This window comes from Agromyces sp. CCNWLW213, assembly GCF_037199545.1.
In the GTDB taxonomy this organism is placed as follows: Bacteria; Actinomycetota; Actinomycetes; order Actinomycetales; family Microbacteriaceae; genus Agromyces.
On sequence record NZ_JBBBDX010000002.1, the window covers coordinates 544,459 to 562,018 of the forward strand.

Annotated in this window: 8 protein-coding genes; 3 read left to right on the forward strand and 5 right to left on the reverse strand. The window is 70.8% G+C overall.

All coding sequences use genetic code 11. The annotated features are described in order from the left end of the window. Nucleotides 1-141: 141 nt before the first annotated feature. Complete coding sequence (locus tag WBQ80_RS06840) at nucleotides 142-1,041, reverse strand: oxidoreductase (protein ID WP_336570471.1); 900 nt, start codon at nucleotides 1,039-1,041, stop codon at nucleotides 142-144. A 91-nt stretch (nucleotides 1,042-1,132) separates the two neighbouring features. Between WBQ80_RS06840 and WBQ80_RS06845 the strand changes: the two genes are divergently transcribed. Next, nucleotides 1,133-1,684 (forward strand): TetR family transcriptional regulator, encoded by a 552-nt coding sequence (locus tag WBQ80_RS06845; RefSeq protein ID WP_336570472.1) that lies wholly within the window; start codon nucleotides 1,133-1,135, stop codon nucleotides 1,682-1,684. Between the two features lie 15 nt (nucleotides 1,685-1,699). On the opposite strand, the gene WBQ80_RS06850 is transcribed toward WBQ80_RS06845, so the two are convergent. Next, nucleotides 1,700-6,244 (reverse strand): beta strand repeat-containing protein, encoded by a 4,545-nt coding sequence (locus WBQ80_RS06850; RefSeq protein ID WP_336570473.1) that lies wholly within the window; start codon nucleotides 6,242-6,244, stop codon nucleotides 1,700-1,702. A 229-nt stretch (nucleotides 6,245-6,473) separates the two neighbouring features. Between WBQ80_RS06850 and WBQ80_RS06855 the strand changes: the two genes are divergently transcribed. Continuing rightward, the gene (locus WBQ80_RS06855) at nucleotides 6,474-7,337 is read left to right on the forward strand and encodes a hypothetical protein (protein ID WP_336570474.1); all 864 of its coding nucleotides are present in this window, start codon (nucleotides 6,474-6,476) and stop codon (nucleotides 7,335-7,337) included. A gap of 113 nt (nucleotides 7,338-7,450) precedes the next feature. Next, entirely contained in the window at nucleotides 7,451-11,464 is a 4,014-nt protein-coding gene (locus tag WBQ80_RS06860; RefSeq protein WP_336570475.1) for an NACHT and WD repeat domain-containing protein, read from the forward strand. A gap of 152 nt (nucleotides 11,465-11,616) precedes the next feature. Here WBQ80_RS06860 and WBQ80_RS06865 read toward each other — a convergent pair whose 3' ends face one another. The 3 genes from WBQ80_RS06865 to WBQ80_RS06875 all read right to left on the reverse strand — a co-directional run bounded on the left by WBQ80_RS06865 (nucleotide 11,617) and on the right by WBQ80_RS06875 (nucleotide 16,810). After that, entirely contained in the window at nucleotides 11,617-12,234 is a 618-nt protein-coding gene (locus WBQ80_RS06865) for an alpha/beta fold hydrolase (RefSeq protein ID WP_336570476.1), read from the reverse strand. 427 nt (nucleotides 12,235-12,661) lie between these two features. Then, nucleotides 12,662-15,280 (reverse strand): ATP-dependent Clp protease ATP-binding subunit, encoded by a 2,619-nt coding sequence (locus WBQ80_RS06870; RefSeq protein WP_336570478.1) that lies wholly within the window; start codon nucleotides 15,278-15,280, stop codon nucleotides 12,662-12,664. Nucleotides 15,281-15,511: 231 nt separating this feature from the next. After that, nucleotides 15,512-16,810 (reverse strand): RES domain-containing protein, encoded by a 1,299-nt coding sequence (locus WBQ80_RS06875; RefSeq protein ID WP_336570479.1) that lies wholly within the window; start codon nucleotides 16,808-16,810, stop codon nucleotides 15,512-15,514. Nucleotides 16,811-17,560: the final 750 nt, after the last annotated feature.

Genomic DNA, 17,560 nt, shown 5'->3' on the forward strand with positions numbered 1-17,560 from the left:
GGGGTTTCGCCGGCCGGCGGAGTCCCGATCCGTGCGCGAGATCTCGCGCTACCGGCCGGTCGGACCCATCACCGCGCGATCGCCCAGGTCGAAGCCGACGACGAACGCGCCGATCAGTGCGCCTGATCGGACCCGGTGCCGCTAGGCGGCGGCGCGGTCCGGCGCGTCGGCCGGGCGGCCGTCCGACGCACCGGCGCCCGCCGCGAGCTCGGCCCTGGTCGGCGCGAAGACGCTGCGGACCACCAGGTCGAACACGCGGTCGGGCAGCATCCGCCGCAGGCCCACGATGACCTTCGCGCTGAACGGGGTGGCGTATCGGGTGCGCGGGCGTCGCGCCGTCGCGGCCTTCGCGATGGTCGCGGCGACGACGTGCGGCTCGGATGCCGCGGAGGACGCGTCCGCGGCCTCGAGCGCCCGGACGAGCGCGCGGGCCTGCGCGGCGTAGGCGGTGTCGCCCGAACGCTCGATCGCGCTGCGGCGCGAGATGCCGTTCCACTCGGTGCGGATGGCGCCGGGCTGGATGACGACGACCCGGATGCCGTGCGGCTCGAGCTCGACGCGCAGGGAGTCGCTGAGTCCCTCGACCGCGAACTTCGTGGCGTGGTACCAGGCGCCGAGCGGCTCGTAGATGCGACCGCCGATCGACGAGATGTTGACGATCGTCCCGGAGCGCCGCGCCCGCATGCCGGGCAGCACGAGCTGGGTGATGCGCGCGAGGCCGAACACGTTCACCTCGAACTGGCGTCGCGCCTCCTGGATGGGCACGTCCTCGAGCGCGCCGTACGCGCCGTAGCCGGCGTTGTTCACGAGCACGTCGATGCGGCCCTGCTCGGCGGTGATGCGGTCGACCGCGGCGCGGACGGAGGCGTCATCCGTCACGTCCATCGCGATCGCGTGGCCGCCGGCGTCGACGAGCGCCGACATCCGCTCGGTGCGTCGAGCCGCGCCGTACACGATGAAGCCGCGACGCAGCAGTTCGAGCGCGGTCTGCTCGCCGATGCCCGACGAGGCTCCGGTCACGAGGGCGACCTGACGTTCCATGCGATCTTCCTAACCGTTTGGTTACTTGCGATGGGATCGAGTGTCGCACGTCGCGGGCGAGAATGCAACTAACCGGTTATATACTCGCTGCATGGCCCGCAACGCCGAGCAGACTCGCGCCCGCATCCTCGAGGCCGCGACCGCCGAGTTCTCGGCGCGCGGCATCGCCGGCGCGCGCGTCGACCGCATCGCCGAGGCCGCCGCGTGCAACAAGGCGCTGCTCTACTCGTACTTCGGCAACAAGGAGCAGCTGTTCGACGCCGTGTTCGCCACCCTCGTCGCGCGCCTGGTCGCCGAGCACCCGATCGACGCCGAGCACCTCGACGAGTACGCGGGCGCCCTCGTCGACTCCTACCTCGCGAGCCCCGAGCTCGTGCGCCTCGCCCTCTGGGACCGCCTCGAGCGGGCCGGTGCCGGCATGCGCTCCCCCGACCTGCTGGCGACGGATGCTGCGAAGGTCGCCGCCATCGCGGACGCCCAGGGTTCGGGCGCCGTCGCGACGCGGTACACCCCGGCCGAGACGCTCGCGATCGTGACCGTCCTCGCGTCGATCCTGCCGCTCCTGCTCGACGACGCCTCCGACGCGCGGGCGCGCGACGTCGTCACGACGGCGGTCGCGAGGCTGGTCGCGACCGCGCCGTGAGCCGGCACCGCGGCATCACGGCGCCGTGCACGCCGTGAACCCGGTCGTCGCCGCCGCGAGCACCGTCCCCCCGACGCCGACCGTGCCGGCGGCGCTCGCATTCAGCGAGTTGACGTAGTTCTCGACGATCGGACTGCCCGCCGGCGACGGGGCGAGCCCCTCGATGCCGAAGGCCGCGTTCGGCGCGTTCTCGCGGCGCAGCGAGATGCCCGGCGAGGTCGCGCCGATGGACGGGTTGGAGCTGCCGGCGGTCGCGTTGCCCGTGATCTCGAGGCAGAGCGTGGGCGACCCGAGCGACGAGCCCGACTCGACGCGGATGCCGGCGACCGGTGTCCCCGTCGTCGTCGTGGGCGCGGCGACGGTGTTGCCGATCACTCGGGCGTCCAGCGTGCCGTTCGAGTTCCCGATGCTCGCGAGGATCCCCGATCCCGCCGTCGCGCTGACGATGTTGTTCTGGATCAGGGTCTTCTGCGCTCCGCTCCCCGCCAGTCCGGCGTCACTCGTCGCCGTGACCGAGATGCCCCGGAAGCCGAGGAGGTTCCGCGCGTCGATGACGTTCCCGTTCACCTTCGACTCCAGGGTCGGGCGGCGGAATCCGACGAGTTCGATGACGTTCATGTCGAAGTTCCGAAGGGGGTTCGCCGTCGTGCCGTTGCCCGAGACGTCGAAGTTGCCCATGCCGGCGCCCTGCACCCCGCCCGAGAAGAACGAGCGCGAGCGCGACCCGGGCTCGCCGGAACCGCCGTCCATCGAGTTGCCCGACACGCTGATCACGTTCGTCGTGCCCGGCGTCCCGACGGAGCCCGCGGGCCCGCTGTCCGAGAGGTTCCCGCCGCGCACCACGATGCCCCCGCCTGCGCGGAAGTCGGTGATGACGTTGTCGTGGATGGTCGCACGCGTGATCGACGCGACCGAGTCGTCGTCGCCGGCGGCGGCGAACCCGATCGCGAAGCCCGGCGTCGCGGTCGTCCCGCCGTCCGAGATGCGGTTCCGCGAGACATCCGCGTGGGTGATCGTGCCGGCGACGTTGGTGACGCTGATGCCCGTCGCCTCGGTGCCCGTGATCACGCTGTCGGTGACGGCGACGGCGCCAGTGACGTTCGCGTCGACCGTGCTGTCGTCGAACGAGACGCTGTGCTCCCCCGCGGCGTCCCCGGCCCCGGTGATGGTGCCGAACGTGAACGCGAACCCGTCGACGAGGCTGCCGTTCACGCCGTTGCCGCCGGTGTCGGCGAGTCGCATGTTCCGGAACGACGGCTCGACCGTGCTGAAGAGCGCGATGCCGTCGCCCGTGGTGTTGCGGATGGTGCCGCCCGAGTCGTCGCCGCCCTGGTCGGTGCTGCCGAGGCCGGTGACGCTGAGGCCGCCCGCCGTGCCGGTGTAGGTCAGCACGATCCCGGAAGGCGCGCCGTCGGACGAGACGCGTTCGACCGTGACGCCGGCCTCCGCGATGTCGGTGAGCGCGACCTCGAGCGCCGTGCCGGTGCCCGTGTCGATGGTGTTCCCCGCCCCGGTCACGGCGATCGACCCGGCGACGGATGCCACGAGCCCGCGCCCGCCGGTGGTGTCGATGTCGAGCCCGCCGCCCGTGATCGAGAGCGCGTGGCCGTCCGACAGGTCGAAGCGCACGGCATCCGCGGCGCCGGTCGCGAGCGCCTTGGCGGAGCCCGACAGGACCGTGGCTCCCCCCGTGTTCGCCGTGATGCGGATGCCGCCGCCGGCGTCGTCGCCGTCGGCGATCGGCCCCGAGAGGGTCACCGTGCCGCCGGTCCGTTCGGTCACGTCGAGGCTCAGCGCTCCGCCGCCGTCGGCGATGGTGCCGCCGTAGGCGACGTCGCCGCTGCCGGTGGCGACGAGGAGCGCGGTCCCTCCGGCCGTGAGCTGCCCGCTGCTCGCCGAGAAGGTGCCCGCGCCGGTGCCGCTGAGGAAGATCCCGTGCGTGCCGCTCACGGAGCTGACCTCGTCGAACGAGAGCGACGAGCCCGTCGAACCGATGACGTACACGGCCGGTCCGCCGTCGGCGTCGATGTCGGCCTGTCCGGTCGGGGTGATCGTGACGGGCCCCGCGAAGTCGGAGAGGAAGGCGGGCGTGGTGCCCGTGGTGGTCAGGTCGAGCGCCCCGATGGTGATGCTGCCCGTCGTCTGCTCGAGCCGGATGCCGCCGCTCGGCGAGTCCTCGGCGATGAGCGAGTCGAACGTGCTCCCGTCTAGCCCGGAGTCCCAGCCCGTGAGCGCGGGCGCGCCGACCGCGCGCACGGCGACGACACCGGGTCCGTCGACGAGCACGTCGGGCGAGTCCGCGACGGCGATGCCGGTGCCGTTGACGTCGATCGTCAGGTCGTACATGGTCACCTGGCCGGTCCACGCGGCGACCTCGATGCCGGGCCCGAGGCCCGGGTCGCCGGTGTCGATGACGTGCACGTCGTGGACGTCCACCGCACCGGAGCCGCCCGCGAACGAGACTCCGCTCGCGAACGTGCCCGTCGGATCGAGCTGGAGGCCGGCCACCGAGTTGCCGCCGGCGGACGCGACGACGACGTCGAACTCGGGGTGCGTGAGCGTCGGCCGATCCCCGGTGCCGTCGTGCAGCGTGCGGCCGCCGACCACGAGCGGCGCCGCCTCGCCGATGAGGTCCTGTCCGCCGTCCAGCGCCACTCCCGTGTCGTACCCGGTGGTGGTGCCGTCGCCCGCGAAGACGAAGATCGCGTCGCCGCCGGGCGTGGCCGCGACGGCCTGCGCCACGGTGTCGAAGGGTGCCGTCGAGGTGCCGCTGTCGCCGGTGGCGTCGTTGCTGACGTACCAGACGCAGCCGCTCAGCCCGATCGAGACGCGGCCCGTGTCGGTCGGCGCGTCCTCGTCGCCTCCGGCTCCGACCACCGTGTACTCGAACGCGTCGGTGCCGTCCTCGCAGCTGGTCCCCGCGGCGGGGCGGAACACCACGTCGCCGTCGGCCTGGATGGTGGCCGTGCCGCCGTCCTCGGTGTCGACCGTGCCGGGGACGAGCTCGAGCGCGCCACCGCCGTCCGGGTCGGCGTCGTTGGCGAGCAGGTCGCCCGCGACCACGAGGTGCGGGCCGTCGACCGCGGGCGGCCCGTCGGTCGGGTCGTCGATCACGAGCGCGGTGTTCCCCACCGCGCCGTCCTGGCCGGCGAACAGGTCGTCGCCCGCGACCGGACCGTCGTCGACGCACACGACCGTGACCTCGACGTTCGCGGTCGAGCCGCCCGGCGTCAGCGTGTAGCTGAATGCATCGGTGGTGGTGCCGGGCGGGTCGTTGCAGTACTCCGGGTCGGGCTCGTAGGTCAGGCCGGTGCTCGCGCCCGGGAGGCCGCCGCTGAGCACCACGGTGCCGTGGGCCGGCTCGCTCGCCGTGGCGATGGCGAGCGGCCCGCCGTCGACATCCGTGTCGTTGGCGAGCACCTCGATCGGCGTCGCACCGGAGTCCTCGGCGACCGTGACCTCGTCGGCGACCGACGCGGGCAGGTCGTCGACGCACGTGACGGTGACCGAGACGGTGGCCGTCGATCCGCCGGGAACGATCGCGTAGGTGAAGTCGTCGGCCGGGTCGCCGTCGTTGCAGGCGCCGGCGTCCGGCAGGTAGGTGACGGATGCCGCGTCCGCGGCGATCGCGACCGTCCCGTCGGCGGGCTGGGTCACCGAGTCGATGGCGATGGGTCCGCCATCCGGATCGGTGTCGTTGGCCAGCACGTCGACCGTGGTCGTCGCGGCGTCCTCCTCGATGGTGGCGGTGTCGTCGACCGCGGTCGGCGCGACGTCCTCGACGACGTCGGTCACCTGGACCTCGAAGACCTCCTCGCGGCTGCCCCCGTAGCCGTCGGCGGCGCGCACGCGGATGGAGTACGACGCCTGCGTCTCGTAGTCGAACGCGGCGGCGGTCTGCAGCGTCGCGCCCGTGATGGCGAACGCGGCGTTGTCGTCGGACCCGGTGCCCGAGACGAGCGAGTACGTCGCCGTGCTCGCCGGGTCGCCGTCGGTGATCGAGAACGTGCCCACGGCCGTGCCCGCCGGCTCGTTCTCGGCGACGCTCGCGTTGGAGAGCAGGAGGTCGAGCGGGGCGTGGTTGCCGATCACGTACGCGGTCTCGCGCGAGGTGCACTGGCTCGGGCTCGCGACCTGGCGCAGCACGCCCGACGAGGGCGCGCAGAAGTACATGGGCGTGCTCGTCGGAACGGTCACGACCGTGCCCGGCGGCTTGATGCCCGTGCACGCCTTCGTCGAGGTGAAGCGGCGCACCGAGCCGTCCGGCTGGATGCACAACTGCGTCGGCCCCGGCCAGATCACGACCGGCGTCTCCTGGCGCGGGCGGCAGTCCGACGTGCTCGTCACGACCCTGAGCAGCTCGTTCGACTTCTGCGCGCAGGCGACGGTGATCTGCGTCTCGGGGTGCGAGGCGACGGCGACGGATGGCGCGGCCAGCGCGAGCACGAACGCAACGACCGCGGCGATCGCGAGACCTGCGGCCGGGCGCGAAGCGCGCCGTCGGCGGCCGTGCCGCCCGTCTGCGCGAGTCGTTCGGGCGCGGGCGGGACGGTCCGACATCGAGGCCTCCTCGGCTCGGCGTCGTCGCCTGCTCCGCTGCGTCGCGGAACGACGACGCTCTGGCGCTCAGCGTGGCGGACGGACCACTCCGGTTCCAGTCCCCGAAGGGGGGCCGCGGTGCGGCCGCCGTCGTCGGGGTTGTCGCGCCATCCGGCGCTTCGGATCGGGCCGGGCACTCGTGTGCCTCCCGACCCTTGTCCCCGCCGTCGGCGAGTGGTAGCCAGTACCTATGCCGCGGATCGTGGGAATCCATGGGATCGGCCAGCAGTACGAGGCCGGTCCGCAGCTCACCGCGAGCTGGCTGCTCGCGCTTCGCGGCGGGCTCGAGGCGGCAGGTGCCCGTGAACAGGCGGACGCACTCGCCGACGGCTCGATGCGCGTGGCGCACTTCGGCGCGCTGTTCCGCCCCTCCGGTTCGATGTCCGGCGGGGATCCGCCCTATACGGAGGCGGACCTCGACTCCCCGGCCGACCGGCTGCTGCTCGAGGCCCTCATGGAGGGCGCCATCCGCGCCGACCCCTCCCTGGCCGCGCCGGTCGGCGCCATGGGCCCCGCTCGCGCGAGCCTCAATGTGATGTTGGAGACCCTGCTGCGTTGGAAGCCGTTCGCCGCGGTCACGCGGCGCGCGTTCATCGGGAACCTCAGGCAGGTGAATCGCTTCCTCGACGAACCGGACACCAGGTCGGCCGTGCTGGAGCGGGTCGCGGCCGAGGTCACCGACGACACCCGGGTCGTGATCGGGCACTCGCTCGGTTCGGTGGTCGCGTACGAGTACCTGTGTCGAGCGCGACCGAGCTCGGTGAAGCTCTTCCTGACGATCGGTTCGCCCCTCGGGCTGCCGAACGTGGTCTTCGACCGCCTCGACCCGCGACCGCAATCGGGCGTCGGCGCCTGGCCCGGGCCGAAATGGGTGAACGTGGCGGACGAGTCCGACATCGTGGCGCTCCGCTCCGTCCTCGGCTCCCTGTTCGCGCCTCCTGAGGGCACGCCGCCGATCAGCGACCGCCGGGTCGACAATGGAAACGAGCCGCACCGCGCAGAGCGATACCTGACATCCGAAGAGGTCGGAAGCGCCGTCTCGGAAGCGCTCTGATGGGCTCCGATGGACGGATCCCGCCGTCGGCCGACGACACGAGTGGACTGCGGTTCTTCGCGTCGGGCACATCCACCTATCGCCGCCGGGATGCGTTCGATCCGCTCCCCGGGGTGACGACGTCGCTGGCGGGCATCGTGCGGGCGCTCGCACGGGTCGGCGGCACGCCGGCGGTCGCTGCCAAGCGAGGGTACCTGGTCAACATCACCGCCAGGAGGTTCCACGACGAACTCAGCGCCATCCGCGACGAAGCGCCCACCGGCATCGTCTACTACACGGGCCACGGCGTGAAGCCCGACGGCTTGCCCTACTTCGCCGCGACAGCCGACTCGGACCCGGGACGGTTGTCGGACACGGCGATCCAACCGGCGGAAGTGCCCTCACGACTGAGTCGCCCGAACGCCGCCGCAGCCGAACAGCCCGAGATCCTCGTGATCTTCGACTGCTGCTTCTCGGGCAATGCGGGCATCGACGTCCTCGGCACGCAGCTGGCGAACGAGGGCAATCCCCGCGTCTGGACCATCGCCTCGGCCAGCGAATCGCAGTACGCGGTCGACGGCCGGTTCGCGGCCGCTCTGGAGGAGGCGCTCACGCGGCCGCGTGTGGGACGCGCGACGGAGTTCATCCCGCTGGTGAGCGTCATCGACCACGTCAACGAGCTGCTGGGGCACGGCGGAGGGCAGGTCGCCGCGCTGTTCCCACCACGAGGCGCCTACCGGACGAACCCGCGGTTCTTCCGCAACCCCGAATACGAGCCCGGCCTGGAGGGGCTCACCCTCGACGATCAGGAGCACTGGCTCGCGCGGCTGCGAGGCGGAGCGCCGCGTTCCGGTTCCTACCTGTGCGGGACGACCGGCCGGCGCGCTGCGGTCGACTCGATCGCCGCCTGGTTCTCGCAGGGTCCGTCGCTCGCGGTGTTGACCGGCAGTCCGGGATCCGGGAAGTCCACGGTCGCGGCGCTTCCCGTGTTCGCGACCGAGACGGCGGGACGCGACTTCCTCGATTCGATCCGGGAACCGGATGGCACCGGCCTCGCCGAGCACGCCAACGCGGTGTTCGCCACCGGCACACGAGTGCACGGCCTCCATGTGCGAGGACTCACGCTCACCGAGATCACGGCGAGGGTGGCGGACGCGCTCGGGTGGGAGGCTCAACGGCGGTCGTCGCTGCTCCAGTCTGCGGCGTCCGGCGAACTCGATCACCTCGATCCGCGCGTGGTCGTGATCGACGGCGCCGATGAGGCGTCGGATCCGGCGGGCGTGGTGACCCTGGCGGAGGGCCTTGCCAGGGCGGGACCGCTCAGGGTGCTGCTGGTCGCTCGGCCGCACATCGCCCGCGGCGTGCGCGCCGAGCACGTCGAGATCGACCTCGACGACCCCGGGTACCAGGATCCGGACGCCCTGGCCGGGTACGCGCGCGGTCTGCTGCTCGCACGTCACGAGCCGGAGGTGACCACCCCGTACCGCGATGGCGCCGACGTGGAGGCCGTCGCACGGACCATTGCGGCTCGCGCCAGCTCCTCGACCTCGGGCGAGCGCCGAGCCGAGTCGTTCCTGATCGCCCAGCTCCTCGCCCGGGCGGTGCGCAGCCGTGCGGAACCGATCCGCGTGGACGAGCAGCTCGCCGCATCGATCCCGACCGTGGTGGAGGCCTTCGAGAGCGAGTTCGCCCGACTCGGCGATTTCGAGCCGGTGGCGCGGCACCTGCTCACGGCTCTCGCGTGGGCCAAGGGGTCGGGCCTTCCGTGGGAGCAGGTCTGGGTGCCGGTCGCGCGGGCGATCGCCGAGCACCACGGCGACTTCGACGCCGTGATCGACGACGAGGCGGTTCGGATGCTGCTGAGCCGGTGCGGCTCGTACGTCGTCGAGGACGGCTCACCCTCGGACTCGTCCGTCTTCCGCCCGTTCCACGACGGGCTCACCCAGACATTGCAACGGCGACCGACCGACGATGCCGCCGGAACGGGACGTCGCCGCGCGTGGGAGCGGTATGCCAGGGGCGTGGAGCACGCGATCGCCCGCGCCCTGCTCGATTCCGTGCCCATCGCCGACGGTGGGCGCGACTGGGCGCGAGCGCACTGGTACGTTCGCCGCCACCTCGCCGACCACGCCGCGGCCGACGACGTGATGCTGAGCGAGCTCGTGCGCGACCTCGACTTCCTCGCCGTCGCCGAGCCGTCCCGCCTGGGCGCCGCACTGTCGGCGAGCGCGGCGGACAGTCCCATGGAGCGGGCGTACCGACGCGCACGCCCGCTCCTCGAAGAGGACGCGGACGTGGCCGACCGGAAGGCGTACCTCCTGGAGGCCATGGTCGGCGCCCGGGCGCCGTGGATGCATCTCTCGGCGGGGCTGATCACTCCGAGCTTCCAGACGGTCATCGCGGTCGTGCAGCGCGATGACTGCGCCGTCATGACGCCGCTCTACGGCGTCGCGGCGGCACCCGCCGCGCTGCGGCACGGCGTCGTGAGCGGCTCGACGGACGTCGTGATGGCGGCGTTCGGAGCGATCTCCGCCCTGGTGCAGTTCGACGAACACGGCCGCCTGCTGGGATTCTGGCCCTTGCAGCCCGCGCTCTCGGATCCGTCGGCGCTCGCGTTCGGCGTCTCCGCGACCGGCCAGCTCGAGCTGTGGGCGGTCGAGGGCGCCCGCCTCCTCCGCTACGACAACCGCGGCGAGCGCATCCGGGAGCTCCCGCTGGATGGCATCGAAGGCGTCAGCGCGTTGGCGGCGTTCCGGCGCGACGACGGCAGCACCTTCCTCTCGATCGGCACGTCGACGGGCCGGGTCTACGGATTGGAGCCCGACCTCGCCGAGGGGAAGCCCGAGGTCGTGCTCGACGACCTGCCGTCGATCCGAGCCATCGACGTGGCGGCGCGAGACCACGTCGGCGCGCTGCTCGCGCTCGGCGGCGACCATGAAGCGGCGGTGTTCGACGTCGTCGACGACGGAAGGTCGATCGACTGGAGGACGACCGGCTCGCCTGCGATCTGTCTCGACCTCCAGCCGGAACGCCGCGCGGCGATCTTCGCCGACCGGCTGGACCTGCGCATCGGCGACCTGCCGGGCGATGGGGGGGCGCCCGCGGAGACCGTCGCCCTGCACGGCCACGCCCGGCCGGTCTCGGCCGTCGCGGCCGCGCCCTTCGGCGAGCGACGCCGGATCGTCTCCGTCGACGCCGATTCCCTCCGATACTGGGATCGGCCAGATCACACCCTCCCCCCGGAGAACGCGTTCGGAGGTGCCGCGGCGCTCGCGATCGGCAGGGCGCCGGACCGAACGCCCGCCGTCATCGTGGGCTATGGGGACGGAACCGTGAGGTTCTGGGATCCCGTCGCGGGTCGGCAGGTCGGCGACGCGATCATGGTGCACCCCGGCGGCGTCTCGAGACTCGCCTCCGGCGGTCTCGATGACGAACGCTTCATCCTCAGCACCATCGGACGCGATGGGGATGCGCGCGCCTGGCTCGATGAGGCGTCGTGGGCGTGGCGCGAGGAGCTCGACGTGTTCGGTCTCCCCCCGTCGATGTACTGGGCCGATCACGACGAGCTCGGGCTCGTGCGCGTGAGCGTCATCGCGGATCGCTTCGCGATGCGTGCACCGGATGGGCAGGTGCTCTCGGAGACGTCGCTCGGCGAGCGTTGCCACCTGGTCTCCACTCGGGGTGCCGTCGGCTTCGTCGGCCGGGCCGAAGCCGTCGTCCGCCGTCACGACGGCGTGGAGGCCTCGGTTCCGCTGGGCTTCGACCCTGGCGTCCCGCCGGCCGCGGCCCTGAGCACGCTCGGCGACGCAGGTTTCCTCCTCGCCGTCGCGGACCGCCGGTCGATACGGCTCTTCGACGAGAACGGCCCTCGGGCGACCGGGCTGGAGACGCCGAACGACCCGGTGAAGCTGATGGAGTTCGTCCGGCTCGGCGATCGACTCATCCTCGTCTCCGCCGAGTGGGGCGGTCACGTCCGCGCCTGGGACCCGATTCGCGGCCACCTCCTCTGGTCGATCGCCCGACGAGAGGCGCCCGACGCGCTGGCCGTCACGCGAGCCCGCGAGTTCGTTCCCACGTACCCCGTCGACTCGATGCTGCTCGGCGTGGGGAGCCCGGAGGGGTTCGTCGCGATGACGGTTCGCGTGTGAGGCGGATGCTGATCGCCGCGCGGGGTTCGTGCCGTGGACGGGGCTCCACTGGCCGGGATGCCCCATTCGCGCACGAGATCCCGCTCAGAGGCCGGCGCTGACCTCCCGCGACCAGGCGGAGCAGGATCACGGACCCACGGCGGTCCGCAGGCTCACAGGCCCGAGACGAGATCGACGATCGGCGCGGAGGTCTCCTCCGGATTCGCCGATTGCAGGTCGTGCGGACCGTCCACCTCGACCTGCTCGGAGTTCGGTGAGATCTGGAGCCAGTGGGCCTGGTTCTCGACCCCTCCCTCATCAGCCTGGGTCGCACTGATGATGAGCACCGGGAACTCGCCGAACGGCATCACGTAGGCATCCTGCTCGATCGAGGCCTGCACCCAGTCCATGTGCTCGGGGTTGTCCTCCCAGGTGAAGCCCTCCTCTGCCTGCATCGCCGTCATCATCGCGGGATCGTCGTGATAGGAATCGATCGTCACGAGGGCAGCGACCCGGTCAGGGTGCGCCTCGGCGTACGCGATGGCGATGTTGCCCCCGCCCGACTGGCCCGCGACGACGACGGGCGGCTCCAACTCGAGGGCAGCCAGGACCCCGTCGAGCACCTCGATGAGGTCACCGAGGCTTCGGGAGTGGTCGGGTGGATCGTCGCTGCCGGCGCTGGTGCCGAGCCGGTCGTAGGTGCAGACCGTCGTCACGTCGGCGATCGGGTCGACGAATGCCGGCGGGAACGACTGCGTTCCGGCTGAATCCGTCCCGGCCTCCAGGATCACCGCGGGACTTCCCTCACCCCGGCACGAGTAGCCCACGCTGGTTCCGTCGAATTCGACCGTGCCCTGCCGCGCCGTCGTGCTCGTCGTCGGCGGTGGTGAGGGTTCGGAGTCTGATGCGGGCGATGCGCCGTCGGTGCATCCGCTGAGCGCGAAGACGACTGCGAACGTCACGCCGACGATCGCGATGCGACGCCGCTGTGGCGTGCGTGTTGGTTCGTCCTGCCACATTGCCGCCCCTCGTGATCGAGCACGTCGCAGTTCCGGCGATGAGGTTATCTCATCTTCGGCAAGGCGGCGGCCCTCGTTCGGGGTCCACAACGATCACCCGCGCGGAGGCCCGGCGCTCAGCGTGAACACCGGGCCTCGCGCGTGGGGCGGGTCTCGAGACGCGTCGGCTTCGGCGGCGCTCCTCGACCCGCAGAGCCGGCTAGGCGGCGAGGTCCACGGTCGCGTTCGGCACGGATGCCACGACGAACTCGCCGTCGGCGGCATCCACCCGCACCGCCTCGCCGTCGCCGAGGACGCCGGTGACGAAGAGGTCGGCGATGCGGTCGTCGATCTCGCGCTGGATCAGGCGGCGCAGCGGACGGGCACCGTACTCGGGCTCGTAGCCGCGCTCCGCGAGGAGCGCCACCGCGGCATCCGTCACCTCGAAGCCGATCTCGCGAGCGGCAAGGCGAGCGGATGTCGCCCCCAGCATGAGCCGCACGATCTGCGCGATCTCAGCAGACGAGAGCTTCTGGAACAGCACGATCTCGTCGATGCGGTTCAGGAACTCCGGCCGCATGGCCTCGCGCACCTTGCCCATCACGCGGGCCTTCACGTCGTCGGACGACGAGAACCCCGAGCCATCCGTCGACGCCACGAAGCCGAGCGCACCCGACCGCGACGCGAGGAACTCCGAGCCGAGGTTCGAGGTCATGATGACCACCGTGTTGCGGAAGTCGACCGTTCGACCCTGCCCGTCCGTCAACCTGCCGTCGTCGAGCACCTGCAGCAGCAGGTTGAACACGTCGGGGTGCGCCTTCTCGATCTCGTCGAACAGCACGATCGAGTACGGGTTGCGCCGCACCCGCTCGGTGAGCTGGCCGGCCTCGTCGTAGCCGACGTATCCGGGAGGGGCGCCGACGAGCCGCGACACGGTGTGGCGCTCGCCGAACTCGCTCATGTCGAAGCGGATGATCGCGCCCTCGTCGTCGAACAGCGACGACGCCAGGGCGCGCGCCAGCTCGGTCTTGCCGACGCCGGTCGGTCCGAGGAACAGGAACGACCCGACGGGCCGGCGCGCGTCGCCCATGCCGGTGCGGTTGCGGCGCACCGAGCGGGCGACGGCGGTGACCGCGTCATCCTGCCCGATGACCCGGGCGTGCAGCTCGCCCTCGAGGTTCGCGAGCCGCTCGCGCTCGCCCTCGGTGACGCGGTTGACCGGGATGCCGGTCGCCCGCGAGATCACGGCGGCGATCTGCGGCTCGTCGACGACGGTGGCGTCGGCGACATCCGTCGAACCGGATGCCACGGCACGCCCCTGCGCGGCCGCCTTCTCGGTCGCCTCGTCGAGCCGCTCCTGCACCTTCGCGATCTCGTCGCGGATCCGCGACGCCTCCTCGTAGTGCTCGGCGCGGACGGCCGCGTTCTTGTCGGCCTCGAGCTCGGCGAGCCGCTCGATGAGCGCGGAGACATCCACCTTCACGCCCAGCTTGAGGCGCAGGCGCGCGCCGGCCTGGTCGATGAGGTCGATGGCCTTGTCGGGCAGCACGCGGTCGGTGAGGTACCGGGCGCTGAGCTCGACGGCGGCGCGGAGGGCATCGTCGGTGTAGGTGACGCCGTGGTGCTCCTCGTACGCGGGGCGCAGGCCCTGCAGGATGAGCACGGAGTCCTCGATCGAGGGCTCCCCCACGCGAACCGGCTGGAACCGGCGCTCGAGCGCGGGGTCCTTCTCGATGGTGCGGTACTCCTTGAGCGTGGTCGCACCCACGAGGTGCAGCTCGCCGCGGGCGAGGCGGGGCTTCAGGATGTTGCCCGCGTCCATGCCGCCCTCACCGGCACCGCCGGCGCCGACGACGGTGTGCACCTCGTCGATGAACACGATGAGCTCGCCCCGGTGCTCGGCGATCTCCTCCATGGTCTTGGTGAGGCGCTCCTCGAAGTCGCCGCGGTAGCGGGTGCCGGCGAGCATGCCGGGCAGGTCGAGCGCGACGACCCGCTTACCGAGCAGCGCCTCGGGAACGTTCTCCTCGACGATCGCGCGGGCCAGGCCCTCGACGATCGCGGTCTTGCCGACGCCGGCCTCGCCGATCAGCACGGGATTGTTCTTCGTGCGGCGGCTGAGGATCTCGATGGTCTGCTCGATCTCGTCGGCGCGCCCGATCACGGGGTCGAGCTCGCCGTTCATGGCGCGCTCGGTGAGGTCGATGCTGAACTTGTCGAGCATTGGGGTGGCGGATGCCGCGGCATCCGTCTGCTCGTAACCGTCTGTGCCGGTCGCCTCGGCGCCGGCGCTCTGCTGGATCTGCTCACCGAGCCCGGCCGCGAGCGCCTCGGCGGTCACGCCGGCGCGCTGCAGCACCTGCCCGGCCGGGGCGTCCTGGCCGAGCACGAGCGCGAAGAACACGTGCTCGGGGTCGATGTACGTCGACCCACTCGAGCGGGCGACCTGGTACGCGTGGAACAGCGCGCGACTCGCGCTCGGCGTGATCGTCGCCGCGTTCATCTTCTGCTGGTCGAGCTTGTCGAGACCTGCGGATGCCGCGGGCAGCCGCGCCTCGGTCGCCGTGATGATGCGCTCGGGGCTCGCGCCGACGCGCGTGATCGCCTGCGCGACGGACTCGTCCTCGACGATGACGCGCAGGATGTGCAGTGCGTCGAGCTCGGTCTGTCCGCGCTCGAGCGCGAAGCGTCCGGCGCGCTGCAGGATGCTCTGGGTGCGCGAGGTCAGGAACCGGCTGAGGTCGATCGACCGGGCCTGCCTGGCCTGCTCACCCGCGAGGTAGCGGGCGAGGAACTCGTCGAACGAGCTCGCGCCGGCCTCGTTGAAGTTGTCGGGCACCTAGGTCCTCCTGGGGGAACTTGAGTTGGGTACGCTCAAGTTCAACGTCCAGGGGACGCCGGTATTCCCGCCGTACTCGAGTCCGACCGGCGCCCGCAACCGATCGGTCCACGCGAGCTCGGCGGATACATCTGTCTGCGGGTCGGCGCGACCCAGCCACACATGTCACCTTCTCGGTCACGCCAAAGCGCGCGGAGTCCGTCGTGCCTGGGCTTGAGCCGGTTACGAGATTTAGAAGTGCATAAAGTACGGCTGGTCGTCGACTTCGCCCGGCTCAGGCCGTCGAAGCCGCTTCACCTTTACGCGCCGCTTCACTCGGTGCTCGGTGAGGTCGTCGCGTGAAAGCGTGAGGGTAGGCAACTTGGTACCCCCCACCCGGTTCAGCTCGGCCTCTGTGGGAGGGTCAGTCCGGAAATCGGCGCCCGGGCCCAGGAATAGCACGACGTTTTTCCCATTCCCGGCCTTCACACGTGACGGCCATGCGATACCGTCGATGCGCGTCTCGGGGACGTACCGCAGGTACTCGGCCACAACCTGGGTCGGCGTGTAATCAACGAGCTGTCGGCCATCAAGCAACACGGGCGCAGTGATGCGGGCCGTGAAGTGCGTCGCGAATCGCGCGAACAGCCAGCGCGTGCGGCTCTCCTCGTCGCTCGCGAAGATGCTGGGGAGCGTCGTGAGCTTCCTCGTGAAATCGAGGATTTGGAGGGGACGCTTTGTCACGAATCCGCCGATGATCGCTTCGTCGTACGGCGAGTGAAGAGCTATCTCGCCTACCGCGGTGTCGATTTCGTCTGCCGCATAGAACACGCCGATTCCCTTGCCGTTGAGGCGACCTGCGTCTGCGAGATGCGACGGAGCTGGCCCAAGCTGCGAACTCGGCTCCGCTTCGATGTCTGACCGCAGTCTGTCGAGGGCATCTGTCATGCGTCCGCGAAAGAGTTTCGACCCGGTGGGCAGCTCCACGAGGAGATCTGACTCGACATATGTGAGCAACGCCTTGAGGAACTTCGCCAGGCGGGCAGGTGGCTCGTCCTCATATCCGGGTCGCGCCGAGGAGCCGATGAAGATGAACCTGGACTCGGTCCTTACCGTTCTTTCGAACGCACCCCAGCCGAGCGCGAACTGCGAAACCTTATCATTGCTCACCCAGTACTCACGGTCGCTCGAGGCATCCCGAAGGGACTCGATGACGTCATCGACAACTACCTCGTCTACCGCGTCGCCGAGGATGTCGTAGAGGACCTCGTTGTGTTCGAAGAGCGCCTCCTCGCTCCAGGGTTCCCCGTTGAAGTACTCGATGAATCCCGGATCCGCGTACAGCCACGTGGCGGCCTCCCACACACGGTCACCGACAAGGTCCATCGGCACTGCGAATGCCGGCTCGTTGTCAGCGCCGGCCTTTCGCTGGCAGTAGCTGCACTCGTACTCGTTCGCTTCTGGACGAAGCAACTCGCGAAGCACCTCATCGGTGAAGTGGTCAAGACAGAGCGTTGCCGCGATGCCACCAAAGCCCTCGGGATAGTCCACCGCTTGATCATGGCATGAGTGCTCAACTGTCTCGAGGTGCTCGTGACGGGGCGAGCGAGCCTCTGTCTTCGGCGCAGTAGCTCGGAATTCAGGCCTTTCTGACCCACCGCGAGACGAGTCGGTGGCGCCAAGGCAGGCGGCCACGACCGAAGACTCGACACAGGAACCAAGAGCACGGCGGATCGTCGAGTTCAGGGCCCCCCGAGCCCGAGCCCCTGGATGGCACAGACGCCGTCGAGGCGGTGCTCGAGGACGACCTAGTGGACATGACCTGCGAGTAAGCGGATCGGCACAAGGCGCAGGCGCGCGCCGCGTTCCAGAGCTTCGTTGAGCACGTGTCTGCCTTGCGCAGGACGACGAGGACATCAAGGCTCTTATTGCGCCGCAGGAGGAATTGCCAGCAGGCGGCAACCGTGCGCTCAAGGCCAACACCACAGAGGCCGACGAGGGACTCGTGTCCAAGTCCATCCCGCAAGAGGAGCGAAGAGCACGACGCGCCCGTGGGTCGGACTGGCCCTTAAGCTACCGCCGGGGCCGCTGACTTGGTTGCCGGGCTAGCGGAAATCACCAGCTTCAGCTTACGCAAGTCGCCCCCCGACCGAGCCGATCAGGATCTCACGCCGGAAGGATGAACCTATGTAGAGAGGATTACGAGACCAATAGCATCAATGAGCCGAGTCATGGGGGGGGGGGGGGGGGGGGGGGGGGGGGGGGGGGGGGGGGGGGGGGGGGGGGGGGGGGGGGGGGGGG

Bases quoted from the DNA above. Each gene is read 5' to 3' on its own strand.
- WBQ80_RS06840 (WP_336570471.1), bottom strand. From the start codon at position 1,041: ATGGAACGTCAGGTCGCCCTCGTGACCGGAGCCTCGTCGGGCATCGGC.
- WBQ80_RS06845 (WP_336570472.1), top strand. From the start codon at position 1,133: ATGGCCCGCAACGCCGAGCAGACTCGCGCCCGCATCCTCGAGGCCGCG.
- WBQ80_RS06850 (WP_336570473.1), bottom strand. From the start codon at position 6,244: ATGTCGGACCGTCCCGCCCGCGCCCGAACGACTCGCGCAGACGGGCGG.
- WBQ80_RS06855 (WP_336570474.1), top strand. From the start codon at position 6,474: ATGCCGCGGATCGTGGGAATCCATGGGATCGGCCAGCAGTACGAGGCC.